The sequence below is a fragment of the Rhodococcus jostii NBRC 16295 genome (genome assembly GCF_001894825.1).
In the GTDB taxonomy this organism is placed as follows: Bacteria; Actinomycetota; Actinomycetes; order Mycobacteriales; family Mycobacteriaceae; genus Rhodococcus_F; species Rhodococcus_F jostii.
Window position 1 is genome coordinate 28,037 of record NZ_BCWY01000001.1, and the last position, 16,232, is coordinate 44,268.

At 65.0% G+C, this 16,232-nt stretch carries 16 protein-coding genes; 4 read left to right on the plus strand and 12 right to left on the minus strand.

All coding sequences use genetic code 11. From position 1 onward, the window contains the following. Nucleotides 1-47: 47 nt before the first annotated feature. The 12 genes from RJ1_RS00195 to RJ1_RS47385 form a co-directional block, all read right to left on the minus strand. On the minus strand, nucleotides 48-1,544 hold the full coding sequence (locus RJ1_RS00195) for an aspartate ammonia-lyase (protein ID WP_073358096.1): 1,497 nt from the start codon (nucleotides 1,542-1,544) through the stop codon (nucleotides 48-50). Between the two features lie 100 nt (nucleotides 1,545-1,644). After that, a complete protein-coding gene (locus RJ1_RS00200; RefSeq protein WP_073357900.1) occupies nucleotides 1,645-1,992 on the minus strand; it encodes an ArsR/SmtB family transcription factor in 348 nt (115 codons plus the stop codon). 81 nt (nucleotides 1,993-2,073) lie between these two features. Further along, nucleotides 2,074-3,552 carry an aldehyde dehydrogenase family protein gene (locus RJ1_RS00205; RefSeq protein ID WP_073357901.1) on the minus strand — a complete coding sequence of 493 codons (1,479 nt, stop codon included), beginning with the start codon at nucleotides 3,550-3,552 and terminating at the stop codon, nucleotides 2,074-2,076. Next, nucleotides 3,549-4,595, minus strand: a complete 1,047-nt coding sequence (locus tag RJ1_RS00210) for an oligopeptide/dipeptide ABC transporter ATP-binding protein (protein ID WP_073357902.1) — start codon at nucleotides 4,593-4,595, stop codon at nucleotides 3,549-3,551. The genes RJ1_RS00205 and RJ1_RS00210 overlap by 4 nt, the downstream gene beginning before the upstream one ends. Continuing rightward, entirely contained in the window at nucleotides 4,592-5,593 is a 1,002-nt protein-coding gene (locus tag RJ1_RS00215; protein ID WP_073357903.1) for an ABC transporter ATP-binding protein, read from the minus strand. The genes RJ1_RS00210 and RJ1_RS00215 overlap by 4 nt, the downstream gene beginning before the upstream one ends. A 1-nt stretch (nucleotide 5,594) precedes the next feature. Next, a complete protein-coding gene (locus tag RJ1_RS00220; RefSeq protein ID WP_073358097.1) occupies nucleotides 5,595-6,311 on the minus strand; it encodes a GntR family transcriptional regulator in 717 nt (238 codons plus the stop codon). Nucleotides 6,312-6,359: 48 nt separating this feature from the next. After that, a complete protein-coding gene (locus tag RJ1_RS00225) occupies nucleotides 6,360-7,262 on the minus strand; it encodes an ABC transporter permease (protein ID WP_073357904.1) in 903 nt (300 codons plus the stop codon). Continuing rightward, nucleotides 7,249-8,193, minus strand: coding sequence for an ABC transporter permease (locus RJ1_RS00230; protein ID WP_174694928.1), 945 nt, complete (start codon nucleotides 8,191-8,193; stop codon nucleotides 7,249-7,251). The genes RJ1_RS00225 and RJ1_RS00230 overlap by 14 nt, the downstream gene beginning before the upstream one ends. A 40-nt stretch (nucleotides 8,194-8,233) precedes the next feature. Next, nucleotides 8,234-9,511: an NAD(P)/FAD-dependent oxidoreductase gene (locus RJ1_RS00235; protein ID WP_073357906.1), complete on the minus strand. Its 1,278-nt coding sequence runs from the start codon at nucleotides 9,509-9,511 to the stop codon at nucleotides 8,234-8,236. Beyond that, nucleotides 9,508-10,209, minus strand: a complete 702-nt coding sequence (locus tag RJ1_RS00240; RefSeq protein WP_073357907.1) for a haloacid dehalogenase type II — start codon at nucleotides 10,207-10,209, stop codon at nucleotides 9,508-9,510. Before RJ1_RS00240 ends, RJ1_RS00235 begins: the two co-directional genes overlap by 4 nt. A gap of 21 nt (nucleotides 10,210-10,230) precedes the next feature. Then, nucleotides 10,231-11,736 (minus strand): ABC transporter substrate-binding protein, encoded by a 1,506-nt coding sequence (locus RJ1_RS00245; protein ID WP_083400274.1) that lies wholly within the window; start codon nucleotides 11,734-11,736, stop codon nucleotides 10,231-10,233. A 708-nt stretch (nucleotides 11,737-12,444) separates the two neighbouring features. Next, nucleotides 12,445-12,729, minus strand: coding sequence for a hypothetical protein (locus tag RJ1_RS47385; protein ID WP_240319564.1), 285 nt, complete (start codon nucleotides 12,727-12,729; stop codon nucleotides 12,445-12,447). Between the two features lie 84 nt (nucleotides 12,730-12,813). Here RJ1_RS47385 and RJ1_RS00250 point away from each other — a divergent pair, with 84 nt between their 5' ends. The 4 genes from RJ1_RS00250 (at nucleotide 12,814) to RJ1_RS00265 (ending at nucleotide 16,231) form a co-directional block, all read left to right on the plus strand. Beyond that, nucleotides 12,814-13,728 carry a cation diffusion facilitator family transporter gene (locus RJ1_RS00250; protein ID WP_255284859.1) on the plus strand — a complete coding sequence of 305 codons (915 nt, stop codon included), beginning with the start codon at nucleotides 12,814-12,816 and terminating at the stop codon, nucleotides 13,726-13,728. A 105-nt stretch (nucleotides 13,729-13,833) separates the two neighbouring features. Beyond that, nucleotides 13,834-14,439, plus strand: coding sequence for a GNAT family N-acetyltransferase (locus RJ1_RS00255; protein WP_073358099.1), 606 nt, complete (start codon nucleotides 13,834-13,836; stop codon nucleotides 14,437-14,439). Nucleotides 14,440-14,493: 54 nt separating this feature from the next. Then, nucleotides 14,494-14,928, plus strand: coding sequence for a hypothetical protein (locus tag RJ1_RS00260; RefSeq protein WP_073357909.1), 435 nt, complete (start codon nucleotides 14,494-14,496; stop codon nucleotides 14,926-14,928). Between the two features lie 46 nt (nucleotides 14,929-14,974). Next, on the plus strand, nucleotides 14,975-16,231 hold the full coding sequence (locus RJ1_RS00265; RefSeq protein WP_073357910.1) for an aminotransferase family protein: 1,257 nt from the start codon (nucleotides 14,975-14,977) through the stop codon (nucleotides 16,229-16,231). Nucleotide 16,232 lies beyond the last annotated feature (1 nt).

Below are 16,232 nucleotides of genomic sequence, written 5' to 3' on the forward strand. Positions count from 1 at the left end.
CTGCATGTCCTGAACTCAGACAGGGGTTCGGCCCGGATACCTGCTTCTCACACGGGCGCTTCACCTTGGAGGAGCGGGGGACGGCAGAAATCGGGTGTCGGTACTTCGACGAGGCCGCGCGCTTTCTTGAAGTGTTCGAGTTGTTGTGGTCGCACGAGAACTTCCGGTCGCAGCAGCCGCGCTAGCTGGTCTGCGGTCAGGAGCCCGCGTGTGACCACGATGTCCGGAATGCTGCGGCCGGTGGACAGCGATTCCGCAGCAACGGATGTGGCGGCGGTGTACCCGATGTGCGGGTTCAACGCGGTGATGATGCCGATGGAATTTTCGACATCGGCGCGAAGTTTGTCCGCGTTGGCCGTGATGCCCGGTACGCATCGCTCCGTGAGAGCCCGGCAGGCTGCACTGAGATGTGTCAGTGATCGAAATAGACTCGAGGCGATGATCGGCTCGAAGGCGTTGAGTTGGAGTTGGCCTCCTTCTGCGGCCAGGCTGATCGTGACATCGTTGCCGATGACTTCGTAGGCGACCTGATTGACCACCTCTGGCACGACCGGGTTGACTTTGCCTGGCATGATCGATGATCCCGCTTGGACTGCTGGCAGATTGATTTCACCCAGCCCGGTGCGTGGACCGGAGGAGAGCAGGCGTAGGTCGTTGCAGATCTTCGACAGTTTGACCGCGGTGCGCTTGAGCACTCCCGACAGCTGAACGAATGATCCGACATCTTGTGTCGACTCGATCAGGTCGGTTGCGGTGGTCAGGGGTAGGCCGGTGATGGCGCGGAGGGCCTCACAGGCTGTTTCCGCGTACAGCGGGTGGGTGTTGATTCCTGTGCCGATGGCGGTGCCACCGAGGTTGATCTCGGCGACGAGGCGTTCGGCTTCGAGCAGTCGGTCGGCGTCCTCGGTCACCATCACCGCGTAGGTGCCGAATTCCTGTCCGAGTGTCATGGGGACGGCGTCTTGGAGCTGAGTGCGGCCCATCTTCACCACGTCGTGAAACTCGGTCGCCTTGATCGCGAACTCGGTGGCGAGGTCTTTCATTGCAGCGCGAAGGTTGTCGACGGCGAAGTGCAGCGCGACCTTGATCGCGGTGGGGTAGACGTCGTTGGTGCTCTGACTGAGGTTGACGTCTTCGAGGGGATGGATCTCACGGTACGTTCCGCGAGGGAGCCCGAGGATTTCCAGTGCCCGGTTGGCGATGACCTCATTGGCGTTCATATTCGTCGACGTGCCCGCGCCACCTTGGATGACATCGACGACGAACTGATCGTGGAGCTGCCCATTGCGGATGTCGGTGCAGGCCTGCACGATTGCTGTCATCCGTCGGGTGTCGAGCAGTCCCAGGTGATGATTCGCCCGGGCTGCGGCCTCCTTGACGCTGGCGAGTGCGGTGATCAATTCGGGGTAGGCGCTGATGGGGGTTCCGGTGATCGCAAAGTTCTCGACCGCCCGCAGGGTGTGAACCCCGTAATAGGCGGACTCGGGAACGGTGCGAGTCCCGAGGAGGTCGTGTTCTTCCCGCGTGGCGGGTGGGAGCGGCATCGGGTCTTCTCTCTCGAGCAGATCGGAATAGGAGGGCGGGTATGGCACCTGCGGAATCACACCGGTTCGGCCGCTTTGCGCGAGTATGTCCGCCGGGGTCTCACGGGGATTTCTCGTGCGGCTGCGCGCTGGTGGCCAGGGTGTCGGCGATAAGCCTTGCGGCATAGTCGTTGACGAGTCGGTAGAGCTTTGAAGTTCCGGCTCGGCGGGAGGTCACCAAGTGCGCGGCACGGAGCTTGGCCAGGTGCCGCGAGACGGTCGATACCGGTGCTCCGACGGTGTCGGCGATCTCGTTCACCTGTCGCTCGCCGGCGGTGAGCGCCCACACCACGCGGACGCGGGTGGGATCGGAATACAGGACAAACACCTCGACCAGCGATGCCACGTGGTCCGGTGTCCAGTGCGGCTGCGACGAGCCAAGGGTCGGTGTTTCGGTGTGTTGGAGCATCGAGCCTCACTTTCTGCTCGCGCGTCGCGTCGGCGCCGGCCGCGAGTGTGATGAGCGTCTTCGCGCGATGTGTCGTACCGGTCAGGGTTGTTGCGTTCGGACGGCGACTATCTTCGGTTCGGTGAGTGCATCGACTGCACTCCACACACCTTCGCGGCCGATACCGGAGCGTTTGACCCCACCGAACGGCATGCCGTCGATCCGGAAGTCCGGGCTCGAGTTGATCAGCACTGCCCCGACCCGGAGCCGCGCGGCCAGGTGCAGCGCCAGATTGACATCTCGGGTGAACACGCCCGCTTGCAGCCCGGTGTCGACCGCATTCGCCGCGGCGATCGCCGAGTCGATGTCGGTGAACGGGTCGATCATGACCACCGGCCCGAACACCTCGTTGGTCCTGATCTGTGCGTCGGCGGGGACGTCGGTGAGCACTGCCGGGGTCACGAACGTGCCGGTGCGGACACCACCGGTCCGCAACACCGCGCCGCCGGCGACGGCCTCGTCGATCCATCCGGCGACGCGGCGCGCCTGGTGTTCGTCGATGAGGGGACCGATATCGGTAGCCGGATCTCGTTTACTCCCGACAACCAGGGCCGAAGTGGCTTCGACCACCTGGTCCACCACGGTGCGGTAGAGACGGTCGTGGACGAACACTCGCTGCACCGACAGGCAGTTCTGGCCGGCCACACCGAATGCGCCGTCGACGATGGACGCGGCGACTTCCTCGGGATCGGCGTCCGCGCAGGCGATCAGCGCGTTGTTCCCCCCGAGTTCCATCAGCAGTTTGCGTGCGGGCCCGGCGTGCGCGATCAGGTCGGCTGTCGCCGGGCCACCGGTGAAGGAGACGACGTCGACGGCAGGGTTGGAGACCAGCGCCTGCCCGGCCGTGTCGCCGGTGACCACCGCAAGGTACTCCGGCGGTACACCGCAGGCGAGAAGGACATCGACGAGCGCGAGCGCGGTCAACGGTGTGGCCTGAGACGGTTTGAGCACCACGGCATTGCCCGCGATCAAGGCGGGCCCGAGCTTGTGCGCCACCAGGTTGAGTGGATCGTTGAAGGGGGTGATGGCCGCGACGACTCCGACGGGTTCGCGGGTGTACCAGCCGGTCCAGCCCTCGCCCCGTGGTGTGTCGTCGAACGCGATGCTGCGGCCGGTCAGTGCGCAGGAGGCTTGGGCGGAGAGTCGGAGTGTCTCCATCGCGCGGGTGACTTCTCGGTCGGCTTCCCGGAGTGTCTTGGATGACTCTGCGGTGATCAGGCGCGCGAATCGTTCCCGATCGAGTGCCACTCGTGCGGCCGCCTTCTCGATGGCCTCGCGCCGTTGCCACAGTGGCCAGGACCGCTGTCGGTGGCCGCGGGCGACGAAGGCAATGGCCTTGTCCACCTCGTGATCGGTGGCGTCCATGACGGTGCCCACCAGGCTGCGGTCCTCGGGATCGTGGACGTGGAGGTGCCGTGCACCATCCCGCCAGAGCCCCTCCCAGAACCCGCCCGCGAGGGGCTGCCACAGCGAATTCTGCGGTGCGGGTGCGGTATCGGCCGGGGTGACCGTGGATGTCATACCGAGTCCTCCTTGTCGTGTACGAGCGCGGCTCGGACGTCATTCCACCGATGGCAGCGCACCGAATGACCCGCTGCGATCTCGGTCAACACCGGTTGCTCGGCGCGGCACCGATCGACGGCAAGTGGGCAGCGGGTGTGGAATCGGCAGCCTGGCGGAGGATTGATCGGCGACGGCGGTTCACCGACGGCTTCGGCGTGGCCCGCGCGGGCGTCTGCGTGGGATGCGGCCGCGAGGAGCGCGAGGGTATAGGGGTGTACGGATCCTTCGAAGAGGTCGTCTCGGTCGGCGATCTCGACGATCTGCCCGAGGTAGAGCACCGCGACCCGGTCGCTGGCGAATCGCACCACGCGCAGGTCGTGCGAGATCAGCACCATCGTCAGGTGGTGTTCACGGCGGAGCCGGGTGAGGAGGTTGAGGACCCTGGCTTGAACGGAGGCGTCCAGCGCCGAGGTCGGCTCGTCACAGATCAACAGTCTCGGCTTGAGGAGCAGGGCACGGGCGATGACCACCCGTTGCAATTGACCGCCCGAACACTGCCCCGGGTAGCGGCCCAGATAGCTGTCGTCGAGCCCGACCTCCTGCAGCGACGCCGAGACCGCGAGCCGCCGCTCGGCGCGGGTCCCGATGCGGTGCTGCGCGAGGACGGCGTAGAGGCTGTCCGCGATCGTCATCCGCGGGTCCATCGCAGCGTGTGGGTCTTGGAAGATCAACTGGGCGATGCGCCGCAGTTGTTTTCGCTGCGACTCCTTCATGGTCCGAGTGTCGAGTCCGTCGATGGCGACGGTGCCGGTGTCGAGCGGAATCAACCGGAGCATCGCTCTGGCGATGGTGCTTTTCCCGGAACCGGATTCACCGACCAGTCCCAGTACCTGCCCGGTCTTGATGGTCAGCGAGACACCGTCGATCGAGTGCACATGTTCGCGTTTGCGGCGCAGCCCGCGGCGGGGCAGGGGGAAGCGTTTGACCGCGCCCTCCATGACGACCATGTCGGCTACGGTCTCCGCCAGGCGGTGCGGGGGCGTCATCGTCGGCGAGGTCATGCGGACTCCCCGAGATGAATCGGTGCCCAGCACCGGGTGGAGTGCTCGTGCGGCTCGTGCCGGCCCGCGGTGAGATCGGGCTCGGTGGTAGCGCATTGATGTTCGACGTGTGCGGTCGCTGCCACCGAACATCGGGATCGGAAACGGCAGCCCGCCGACAGCTCGCGGGCTGAGGTGGCGTTTCCGGGAATGGCATACAGCTCCCCGGACGCGGTGGTCTTGAGCATCGAGGCGTTGATGAGGGCTTGGGTGTAGGGGTGCTCCGGTGCGGCGAGGATGTCCGCGGTCGTCCCTTCTTCGACGATGCGTCCGGCGTACATCACGGCGATGCGGTCCGCGACGGCGGAGACGACACCGAGATCGTGCGAGATGAACAGGACGGACATGCCGAGCTGTTGGCGCTTGGCTGCGATCAGCCCCAGGATCTGTGCCTCGATGGTGACATCGAGGGCGGTCGTCGGCTCGTCGGCGATCAACAGCTGCGGCTGTCCGGCGAGCGCGATCGCGATCATCACGCGCTGTGCGATTCCACCGGAGAGCTGATGGGCGTAGGAGCGGGCTCGGCGCTCCGGTTCGGCGATACCGACGTCGGCGAGTAATTCGACCGCGGCCGTTCGTGCCGAGTGCCGGTTCATCCCGAGATACCGTCGCAGCGGCTCCGCGACCTGTGCACCGACCGTGGAGGTGGGATCGAGCATCCGCTTGGGCTGCTGGAACAGTGCCCCGATTCGGCCGCCCCGCACCGTGTTCATGGCGCGATCGGACAGCCCGAGCAGATCGACCCCGTCGAGCGTGATCGCGCCCGCGTCCATCTGCGCGCCGCGCGGGAGCAGGCGCATCAACGACAGCGCGGTCATGCTCTTGCCGGACCCCGATTCCCCGACGAGGGCGAGGATTTCCCCACGATCGATGTGGAAACTCACCTCGTCGAGAACCGGGCTCGCGGGTGCGCCGTCGAACCTTGCCGATAACTTGGTGACATTCAACAGCTCGGGCATGTCATCCTCCGTGGTGCTGGTGAGTGTGGGCGACTGCGATTGCGGATGTGTCGTCATGGTGCGTGGTGAGGGTGTTCATCGCGTCACCGAAATGGGCGTCGAGGGCCTCGATCAGTGCGGGCAGGTTCCCGGCCGTGATCAGCCTGAGCAAATGCTGATGCTCGTCGAGGAGATCGCCACGGCCTTTGTAGGTCCCGACCAACATGTTCAATCCCAGTCGTGTCTGTCCGGCGAGCTGGGCGTACATGGCGGTGAGACGTTCGCTACCCGCGGCGTAGACCGCGATCTCATGGAATCGGAGATCGAAGGCCGAGACCTGCACCCAGTCCTGCCGGTGGATCGCGAGGGACATGCGCCCGAGCGTTTGTTCGAGTTCGGCGATCAGTGAGGCCGGGACCCCGCGGGCGGCGAGCCGAATCAGTGCGGCGCGTTCGATGGTCGCACGGGCGAAGTAGAGATCCTCCAAGTCTTCTGTGGTCAGCACCCGGACGGTGATCGCGCGGTGCGGTGTGCGCACGAGCAGCTCTTCTTGCACCAGGCGTTGCAATCCCTCGCGGACGGGCCCGCGGCTCGTGCGGAACTGTGCGGCCAGTTCCACCTCGTTGAGCGGCATACCCGGTGCGAATGTGCCGTCGAAGATGCGTTGACGTATCTGCGACGTCACGACAGCGGCGAGTGTGCGCTTCGGTACATCGTTGTCGGGTAGTGCTTTTCGCATGTTCACGGTCCCTCCTTGGCGGTGCATTGGGCCGGCACGATCGGGCAACTAGTTCTGGCGGCTACGGCGGGCGTTGATGCCTTGGCCGATGAGGGTCACGCTCAATGCTGTGATGAAGATGGCGAGACCGGGATAGATGACCAGACCTGGTGAGGCGGACATGAAGGGTTGCGCGTCGGCGAGCATCGAGCCCCAGTCTGCGTCGGGTGGCTGCACGCCCAGCCCCAGAAAGGACAGGGCGCCGACGGTGATGAGTTTGTGCCCGAAGCGGAGCGCGGCGTGGGCGGTGAGCGGGCTCAGGGCGTTGGGGAGGATGTGCCGGAAGACGATGAAGGTGGACGAGCAGCCGAGCGCGCGAGCGGCTTCGATGAAGTCACGGGAGTCGATTTCCAGTGTCAACCCTCGGGCGAGTCGGGCGAACGGGGTCCAGCCGCCGATGACCAGGGCGAGGATCAGCGTCGTGTATCCGGCGCCGAGGATGGACACCAGGAACATGGCCACGATCATTTCGGGGAATGCCAGCAGGACATCGGTGACCCGCATGACGAACTGGTCGAGGGCGCCGCGTCGCCTGGCGCAGACGATGCCGATGAGGGTGCCGCTCACCGCGCAGATCGCCAGTGTGATGGCGGCAATCGACACCGAGAAGCGGCCGCCGTCCATCAACCGGCTCAGAACGTCCCGGCCGAGTTGATCGGTGCCGAGCCAATGGCTGCTCGAGCTCGGTGCCAACCGGTCGCTGAGGTTCTGAGTCGACGGGTTGTAGGGCATGATCCACGGTGTCAGCACAAGGATGACGACGATCACCACGATGACGGTGATGCCGATGATCAGGCTGACCGGGGTGTTCCGCAGAGTGTGCCCGGCCCGGCTCGGGGTGGAGGCGCGGTGCGGGGTGCGGCGCTCGGGCCGGCTGGGCGCCGGCGCAGTCGGGCTGTCAAGCAGGGACATTCGCTGACCTCACCGTCGGATTGATGTAGGTGTACAGCACATCGGTCGCGGTGGTGATGATGACGGCCAGCGCGACGATGCTGATGATCGATGCTTGGATCACCGGGACGTCCCCGTTCATGACGGAGTCGTACAACAGCCGGCCCATGCCGGGCACCGCGAAGATGACCTCCACAACGACGGAACCACCGAGGAGCCCGGCCAGCCACACCGAGAACAAGGTGACGACGGGCAGAAGCGAATTACGCACGCCGTGCCGAATCATCGTCTCCGGGAAGGTCAGTCCGCGGGCCCGCGATGCCGTGATGTGCGGGGATTCGAGGACTTCGACCATCGAGGCCCGGGTGACCTGCGTGAAGTAACTCATCGGCCGCAGCGCCAGGGTCAGGCAGGGCAGGATCATCGAGGACGGACCGGTCCAGCCCGCCGACGGCAGGGCACCGAGTTTGAGCGCGAACATCAGGATCAGCACGGGCGCGAGCCAGTACTCGGGGATCGCGACGAAAGCTTGGGTGACCGTGGTGATCGCGGTATCGGTCGATGTGCCCCGCTTGATGGCCGCGATGGATCCGAGGGGCAGGGCGAACAGTAACGCCAGCAGCAGTGAGGTGACCGCCAGCGTCGCGGTGACCGACAGCGCGTGTCCGATCATCTCCATGACCGGTGACCGGCTGGTGTACGACATCCCGAGGTCGCCGGTGACGGCATTGGCCAGCCAGTCGAAATACTGCACGAAGAGCGGCCGGTCGAGCCCGTAGGAGACGCGGAGACGCTCGACGACCTCCGGATCCATGTTGATGTCGTTGACCCTCGCTCGGAGAATCTTCCGCGCCGGGTCACCGGGGGTGATGTACGGGATGAGGAAGACGACGAACGACACGATCAGCAAGGTGGCGACGAGCACGGACAAGCGTCGGACGATGGCGATCACTACACACCTCCTTCGGTATTTCGGGCTCAGCGGCGACGGCTCAGCGGACCAGGTCGAGGACTCGGAAGAAGGCCCCGGCCGGTGGCAGGAACCAGGGTGGTCCGAAGTGGCCGGGCACCGGCAGGAAGGTCAGATCGCCCCACGGATTCGCCGCGGTGTCACCGGTGACGATGCGGGAGAGGACCTTTCCCATGTGGGTGGCCATTTGCACGCCGTGGCCGCTGTAGCCGACGGAGTAGAACAGTCCGTCCTGTTCGCCCGCGTGCACCATCTGATCGACCGACATGTCGACCAGACCACCCCAGCAGTAGTCGATGCCGACATCGGCGAGCTGGGGGTAGACCTTGGTCATGGCCCGCTTCAGGATCTGACCGCTCTTGACGTCGGATCCGCTGTTCGACATCGCAAAGCGCGCACGACCACCGAAGAGGAGCCGGTTGTCCGGGGTGATGCGGAAGTAGTAGAGCAGGTGCTTGCTGTCGGCGGCGACGCGTTTGTGGGGGAGCAGCTCGTCGACGACGTGTTGGGGGAGCGGTTCGGTGACGATGATGAAGCTGCCGATCGGCACGATCCGGCGCCGCAGCCACGGGGTCAGGCCGCCGGTGTAGCCGCTGGTGGCGACGACGACCTGGTCGGCACGCACCACACCCCGCGCGGTCTGGATGTCGTGCTGGTATCCGTCGCGTTTGGTCATGGTGGTGACCTTGCATCCCTCGTGGATCGACACACCGTTGGCGGCGGCCGCCCGCGCGAGCCCGTGGACGAGTTTGCCGACGTGCACCCCGGCGCCGAGCGGGTCGACCATCGCGCCGTGGTAGAAGGAACTGCCGACCTCGTCGCGAATGTCCTGGGGCGGGATCAGGGCGACGTCTTGGCCGGTGTACTTGCTGATCAGTTCCGCGGACCGCTCGAATCCGGTGTAGTGACTGGGTTTGCAGGCCAACGTCAGTTTTCCGGTGCGCTCGAATGCGCAGTCGATGCCTTCGGTGGTGACGAGGTCTTCGATCGTGTCGATGGCGTCGTTGTATGCGAGGAACATGTCCCTGGCCCGTTCGGGTCCGTACCGTCGCACCGCGGTGGGAAAGGAGATGGCCAGCCCGGTGGTGGCCATGCCCCCATTGCGTCCGGAGGCACCCCATCCGATGGTGTGCTCCTCGAGCAGCACCACCGAGGCGCCGGCCCGCGCCAGATGCAGTGCGGTCGACAGCCCGGTGAGACCGGCGCCGATGACGGCGACGTCGGCGTGCGCGGGCACATCGCTGCGGCGGTAGTCCGCTCCTGGCTCGGCCGTGTCCAGCCAGTAGGACCCGAGTTTCACGATGCGTCCGCGGTGCTCATCGTGCGCAGCCCGAGCAGCGCGGGCACTCCGCCCAGGTCCGTGGTCTCGGCGTAGCCATAGAACGGTGTGGACGGATCGTAGCCGCGGTTGACGTAGACCTTGTGCTCGATTCGGAGCTCGTGCGCCGGTATCACGTCGTACCAGATGTGCGAGGAGACGTGCAGGATCTCGCTCGGCTTGGCATCGAGTTGGTCGAGCATGTACTCGAACGCCCGGTAGCGGGGCTTGTAGGCACCGGCCTGCTCGGCGGTGAACACCCGGTGGAAGTCGACACCGAGTTGCGCGATGTTGCCGGCGAGCATGCTGTCGACCGCATTGGACAAGATCACCAGCGGATACTCCGCCGCCAATGCCGCGAGTGGTTCCGGCACGTCCGGATGCGGGCCCCACGAGCCGACCGCCTCGATGATGGCGTCGACGTCCGAGGGCTTGAACTGAATTCGCCAGCGGTTACAGGCGCGGAGCCAGGAATCGCGCAGCACCTGGGGATACAACTTGAACGGCCCGAGAACTTCATCCATCCGGTATGCCCGGAAGTCGGCATTGAAGGCCGCGACATCGCCCGGGGCGATCGTGTCTTTGATGAGCGGCGCGACCGCCTCGGCCATCTTGAAGTTGGTCAGTGTCCCGTAGCAGTCGAACGTGATGAACCTGGGTTCGAAATCGATCAGTTCCATGACGGTGAAATGTCCTTCCTGTCAGCTGTTGGAGACGGTGAGATCCGGGGTGACGGCGTATCGCGCGAGGGGGTCGTCGACGAAACTCTCGATCGTCTCCAGCCGTGCGGCGGTGGTCTGTTCGTGGGCGATGAAGGTGGTGACGGCGTCCGCTTGCAACTGCGAGGCGACGTCGGCATAGATCGCGTTCCGTCGTTGCGGGTCGTTCTCGGTGTTCGCGGCGCTCAGTTGCGCGTCGATCGCCGGATCGCAGTACTGGCTGATGTTGAACCCCCCACCGCAGGAGTAGTCGGCGGTGAGAAATCCCAGAGGATCGGCGATGTCGGTCAGGTGGTTGCGGGAGAGCAGAGCGAGGTCGTAGGCGCCGTCCAACAACGAGGGCTCGATTGCCGAGTAGTCACTGACCTGCACGCTGACGTCGATTCCGATCTCGGCCAGGTTGGCTTGGATCACCGCGGCGAGGTCCGCGAATTCGGGGCGCTCGGTGTAGGCGAGCAGCGTCAGCTTCAGTTGTCCCGGTGCGTATCCCGCTGCGGTGAGCAGACGACGGGCCGCATCGGGGTTGCGGTTCACCGGTGGGGAATCGGGGGCCCACGCCTCGGTGGGCGCGAACGGTCCGATGGCCGGGTGCGCCTGGCCGCCGAAGACACTGGAGGTGATCGACTCGACGTCGACCGCAGCCTGCACGGCCTTACGGACGTCGGGATTGTCGAAGGGGGCCCGAGACTGATTGAAATACAGGCCGGTGGTGCGCGGGGTGAACGCACTACTGACCTTGATGCGCGCATCGCCTTCGAGCTCCGGGACGGTCGATGCGGGAAGTCCGAGGGCGATCTGCGACTCACCGGTGCGGACCTGCGTGGCCCGGGTGGCGCCCTCCGGAATGAACCGAGCGGTCACCGACTTGAGCGGTACGTTCCCGCCCCAGTAGGTGGCGTTACCTTCCAGGGTCATCGACTGGGCGGGGGTTTGCGCGACCGGGGTGTATGGGCCGGTGCAGTGCGAGAGCGGGTCGATGCCGGTGCCGGTGTACGCCGCGGGTGCCAGGATTCCGGTGTTGATACTCGCCAGTCGGAAGGGCACGAGCGCGCTCGGTTCGGGAGTGCGAACCCGAACAGTCGAATCATTCAGTGCTTCAACGGACGTGATCAGCTTTGGGGTGAAGGCCCGGGGCGGAGCATCTGCTTGGAGTAGGTATTGCAGGGAGGCGACCACGGCGGCCGCGGTGAGATCGGTCCCGTCCTGGAACTTCACCCCGTCCCGGAGGGTGAAGTCCCAGGCCGTGGGTTCGGTCTGAACCCACTCGGTCGCCAGGAGCGGCACGAGTGCGCCGGCCTCGGCGTCGTATTTCACCAGGGTTTCGAGGCAGCCGACTTGGGAGAGGACGAACGCGTCGTCGGTTTCGAGGGAGTAGTTCGCTCGTGGGGTGAATTGCAGGCTGACCGTCAGATTGTCGGCGGAGCCCGAACCGCTGGTTGTGCTGCCTTCGAAACTGCCACAGGCAGTTGCAGCGAGTGCTCCGGCCACAACGACGGCCGGCCATCGAACACATCTTGAGATTCGCATGAATGCCACCAAGGAATTGGGATGGACCGGCCGGGGAAGGTGCCGGTTTTGAACCAGCCAGAGCTTCGTGGGTCTGGTTGACAATCAAACTAAGGAGGCGTCGTAAACATTGTCAACAACTACATCATTGCGGTCCATGTTGTTAACACTTGCGCAACACCCGCAGATGCCTTGTGGCCCTGATTTACTCCCGCGGGTGGGGCGAGTGTCGGACCTCTTCGGAGTGTGATCGGAGTGCATCCACCGCTGCCGCCTCCTTCCGGTAGACCGAAGATTCTCGGCGCGGCTGGGCTTCCTAGAACGGTTACTGTACAGCGCAATCCGTGGCCAAGGCATCGAAATGGGGATCGGACGCCGAACGGGCCGCGGTGCCGCGAATCCGCGGTAATACGCCGTCCATGCTTTCGGTCGCAGCGCTGGGTGCGGGCATGAAAAGGCTGTGTCACGGGCCCGGTTCCCGAAAAGGGCGACCCTGCGACCGGTTCGTGTCGCGATGTCAACAATGTTGCCGTTGTAGCTGACTGGGCGTCGTCGAACGCGGTCTCAGAAAGTCGTTCGCGTTGACGGAACCCTGTCGAGGCCCTAATGTATCACCTGAAATATCACGGTGTCGCTGTCGACGCCTCATCCAGAGACAGGACCTCCTTCATGAGGAATCACCCCGCGATCTCAGCCACCGACACGAGCTCTGTGGGCAGCCATGCGTCGGAACACGAACACGGCGCTCATGCGCACTCCCGCATTGCCAGCGGACATGCCGACCACGGCCACGCCCACGACGATCAGCGCCACGAGAGCCACGGCCACGGTGACCACAGCCCCGGTCACGGCGACCACGATGACCAGCGTCACGACGACCACAGCTCCGGTCACGGTCACGGCCATGGTCACGGCGACCACGATGACCACGATGACCACGACCACGGCCACGGCGCACTGGCCAAGCTCAAGCACATCTTCGTTCCGCACTCACACGACGCCAACGACGCGATTCAATCGGCCCAGGAATCGAGCGGCCAAGGAATTCGCGCGGCGTGGATCGGCCTCGCGGGAATGATGACCACGGCGATCCTGCAGATCTTCATCGTCGCGATTTCCGGCTCGATCGCCCTTCTCGCCGACACCCTGCACAACCTCGGACACGCGATGACCACCATTCCGCTGGTCATCGCCTTCAGGATCGGCCAGCGCGCCGCCAGCAAGCGATACAGCTATGGTTACCGACGAGCAGAAGATCTTGTCGGGGTGCTGATTTCGCTGGTCATCGCCGCATCGGCCGCTCTGATCATCTACGAATCGATCGATGCGTTGATCAACCCACGTCCTCTGTCGAACCTGGGTTGGGTCTTCGCAGCCGGCCTGGTCGGCGCCCTGGGTAACGAGGTCGTCGCGGTCTACCGGATCCGTACCGGCCGCAAGATCGGCTCAGCAGCGTTGATCGCCGAAGGTCAGCATGCCCGCGCCGACGGATTGACCTCGATCGCCGTGGTCGTGGGCGTCGTCGGTGTCTGGTTCGGATTCGCACGCCTCGATGCCATCATCGGGCTGTTCATCGCCGCGGCCATCCTGTGGATCCTATTCAACTCCATGCGCACCATCTGCCGCCGACTGATGGATGGTGTCGACCCGGGCGTCATCGAAAGCATGACGACGACCGTGGCCGCCGTCGACGGCGTGGTCGATGTCGATCGTGTCCGGGCCCGCTGGAGCGGTCACCGGATGGAGGCCGACGCCAATGTCGTTGTTGCCAAGGGACTGAGCGTGGTGGACGGTCACCACATCGCCGAACAGGTCCAGCACCAGCTGCTGCACACCACGCCGCACCTGGAAGAGGTCGTCGTCCACCTCCACCCGGACCTGAGCGCCGGCGAACTCGACGAGCTGCACGAGTTGTCCGGGCACCATGCCAGTGCCGAAGCCCGCAACCGCTATCTGGCGAAAACCCGCAGGTAACCGGCGCAACCCACGGCGGCCCAACCTATCTCCAGGCACACCGGCCGACCGCTGCGCGGACACCGACCACCACTGAGCACTATGAACGTATTGGAGGCAGAGACCATGTCTGGTGACACCACGAGCGGTGAGCACGACTTCGTCGTGCGGGAGTTGACCATCGATGACCTTCCTGAAGCTCGCGCACTGATGTTGCGGTCGGTAGTCGAGGACTTCGGGGATGAATACGATCCCGTCGTCCACTCCGACATCGACGACATGATCGGCTGGTATCTCGAACCCGAGGGCCCATTCATGCTCGTCGTGGCAGACCGCGCGACCGGGGAACTGCTCGCCACCGGTGGCATCCGCGGCGGAGCGCTGAAGGAAGGACTCAGCCCGCAGAACCTCGTCGAGCGGTATCGGGACGGACACACCGGCCAATTGGTTCGTGTCTACGTCCTTCGCGAACACCGCCGTCGTGGTATCGCGCGTATCGTCGTCGACGCCGTCCTCGAACGCGTTGCGCAGGAGGGCATCTACGCGACGATCGCGTTGCACACCTTTCGGCATTCACCAGGCGCCATCCCGTTCTGGCTCTCCATGGGCGCCCGGATCGTCGAAGACGACACCACCGGGATATCTCGCGCGATCTTCCTCGAAATCCCGGTCGACGACGCAGCCGCAGCCCACTGCTGCGAGACCACCACATACAGCCAGTCCAGCATCTGAAATTCCGTATCCAACCGAGAAAGTCCGTATCCAACCGAGAAGGCAGGCGAACACATGACCAAGCGACGTGACCTCTTCATCTTCGTACCCGAAACCGGCAAGGCCGAGCAGGCCCAGGCCTACCTGGGCGAGTGGCTTCGTTCACTCGACGGCCACCCCGGATATCTCGGTGGCTCCGTCCTCAAGGAAGTCGCGAACGAACTGCTCCCCGACACCCTGGTCCTGGTGCTCGAGTTCGAGTCCACCGAGGCGGCTCGCGCACTGTGGCCCAAGATCGAAAACACCGTCAACCCGCTGTATCCGGACGACAAGTCCGATAAGTCGCCCGACCAGGGCACCGCCTTCTTCGACGGAACCAAGCAGGCCGTGGCCGCCGGAGGACCGCTGCCACTGAAATTCACCCGAGGCAACGGGCTGCTCGCGCGAATGCTGCACATTCACGCCGCCGAGGTCGACGAGTTCGCCACCGCCGCCACCGCCACCGTCTGACCTCGTCTCTTCGACGTCCGACCCAGAGATCCAGGAGAAAACCACCATGGAGACGACCGGCATACTGTGGCACCCGCAGACGCACATGCCCACCGCTCCGCAGCAGCGTCTGGTGATTACGGCCGGCGACGGCGCATGGGTGACTACCGAGGACGGCCAGCGTTTGCTCGATCTGCCTGCCGGTCTCTGGTACGCCAACGTCGGCCACGGACGCGCACGCATCGCGGACGCGGCAGCGGCACAGATCCGCACCCTCGAGACGTACCACCTGTTCGGGGCACACGCCAACAAACCCGCCCTCGAGCTCGCCGAACGGGTGTCCGCGCTGCTGCCCATCGACGACGCCTCGATCTTCTTCACCTCCGGCGGCTCGGATTCCGTCGACACCGCCTGCAAGCTTGCCCGCCGATACTGGAACGTCCTCGGCAAGGACACCAAGAAGACCATCCTCAGCCGGCGCGGCGGCTACCACGGTCTGCACGGCTTCGGCACCTCCATCGCCGGCCTCGACTTCAACCGTGAGGGATACGGCACCGACTCACTGATTCCCGACACCGCCCGGGTCCCGCAAACAGACCTCGCCGGCACGGCAGAGGTCATCGATCGACTCGGGCCCGAGAACATCGCCGCGATCGTCGTCGAACCCGTCATCGGCACCGGCGGAGTCGTACCACCACCCGAGGGCTATCTGCCCGGCATCGCGGCCCTGGCGAAAGAGCACGACATCCTGCTCATCGCCGACGAGGTGATCACCGGATTCGGCCGTACGGGGCACTGGTTCGGCTGCACCCGGTGGGGAATCGAACCGGACATCATCACCATGGCCAAGGGCATCACCTCGGGATATCTCCCGCTGGGTGCGGTCGGCATCGCACCGAGAGTCGCCGAGCCGTTCTTCATCGGCGCGGACGCCCCCATCTTCCGCCACGGTCTCACCTACTCCGGTCACGCCACCGCGTGCGCGGTGGCATCGGCCAACCTCGACATCATCGAGGAAGAAGACCTCGTTCGCCGAGTCGCCGACCTGGAACCCGTGCTCGCGCAGGCTCTGACACCACTGACTCGATCACCCTTCGTCGCCGAGGTCCGCTCCGTCGGCCTGATGGCCGGAATCCAGTTACATCCCGACATCGACGGAAACGAAGTGGTGCGGGACTGCCGGCGAGGCGGTGTCCTGACTCGGCTCTTGGCCGACAACACGCTGCATGTCTGCCCCCCGTTCGTCATCACGAAAGAGGAGATCGAATTTGCGGTGTCGGTGATCGGCGACCAACTCTCCGCGCTCGAAGGCAAGGCGGCCTGAC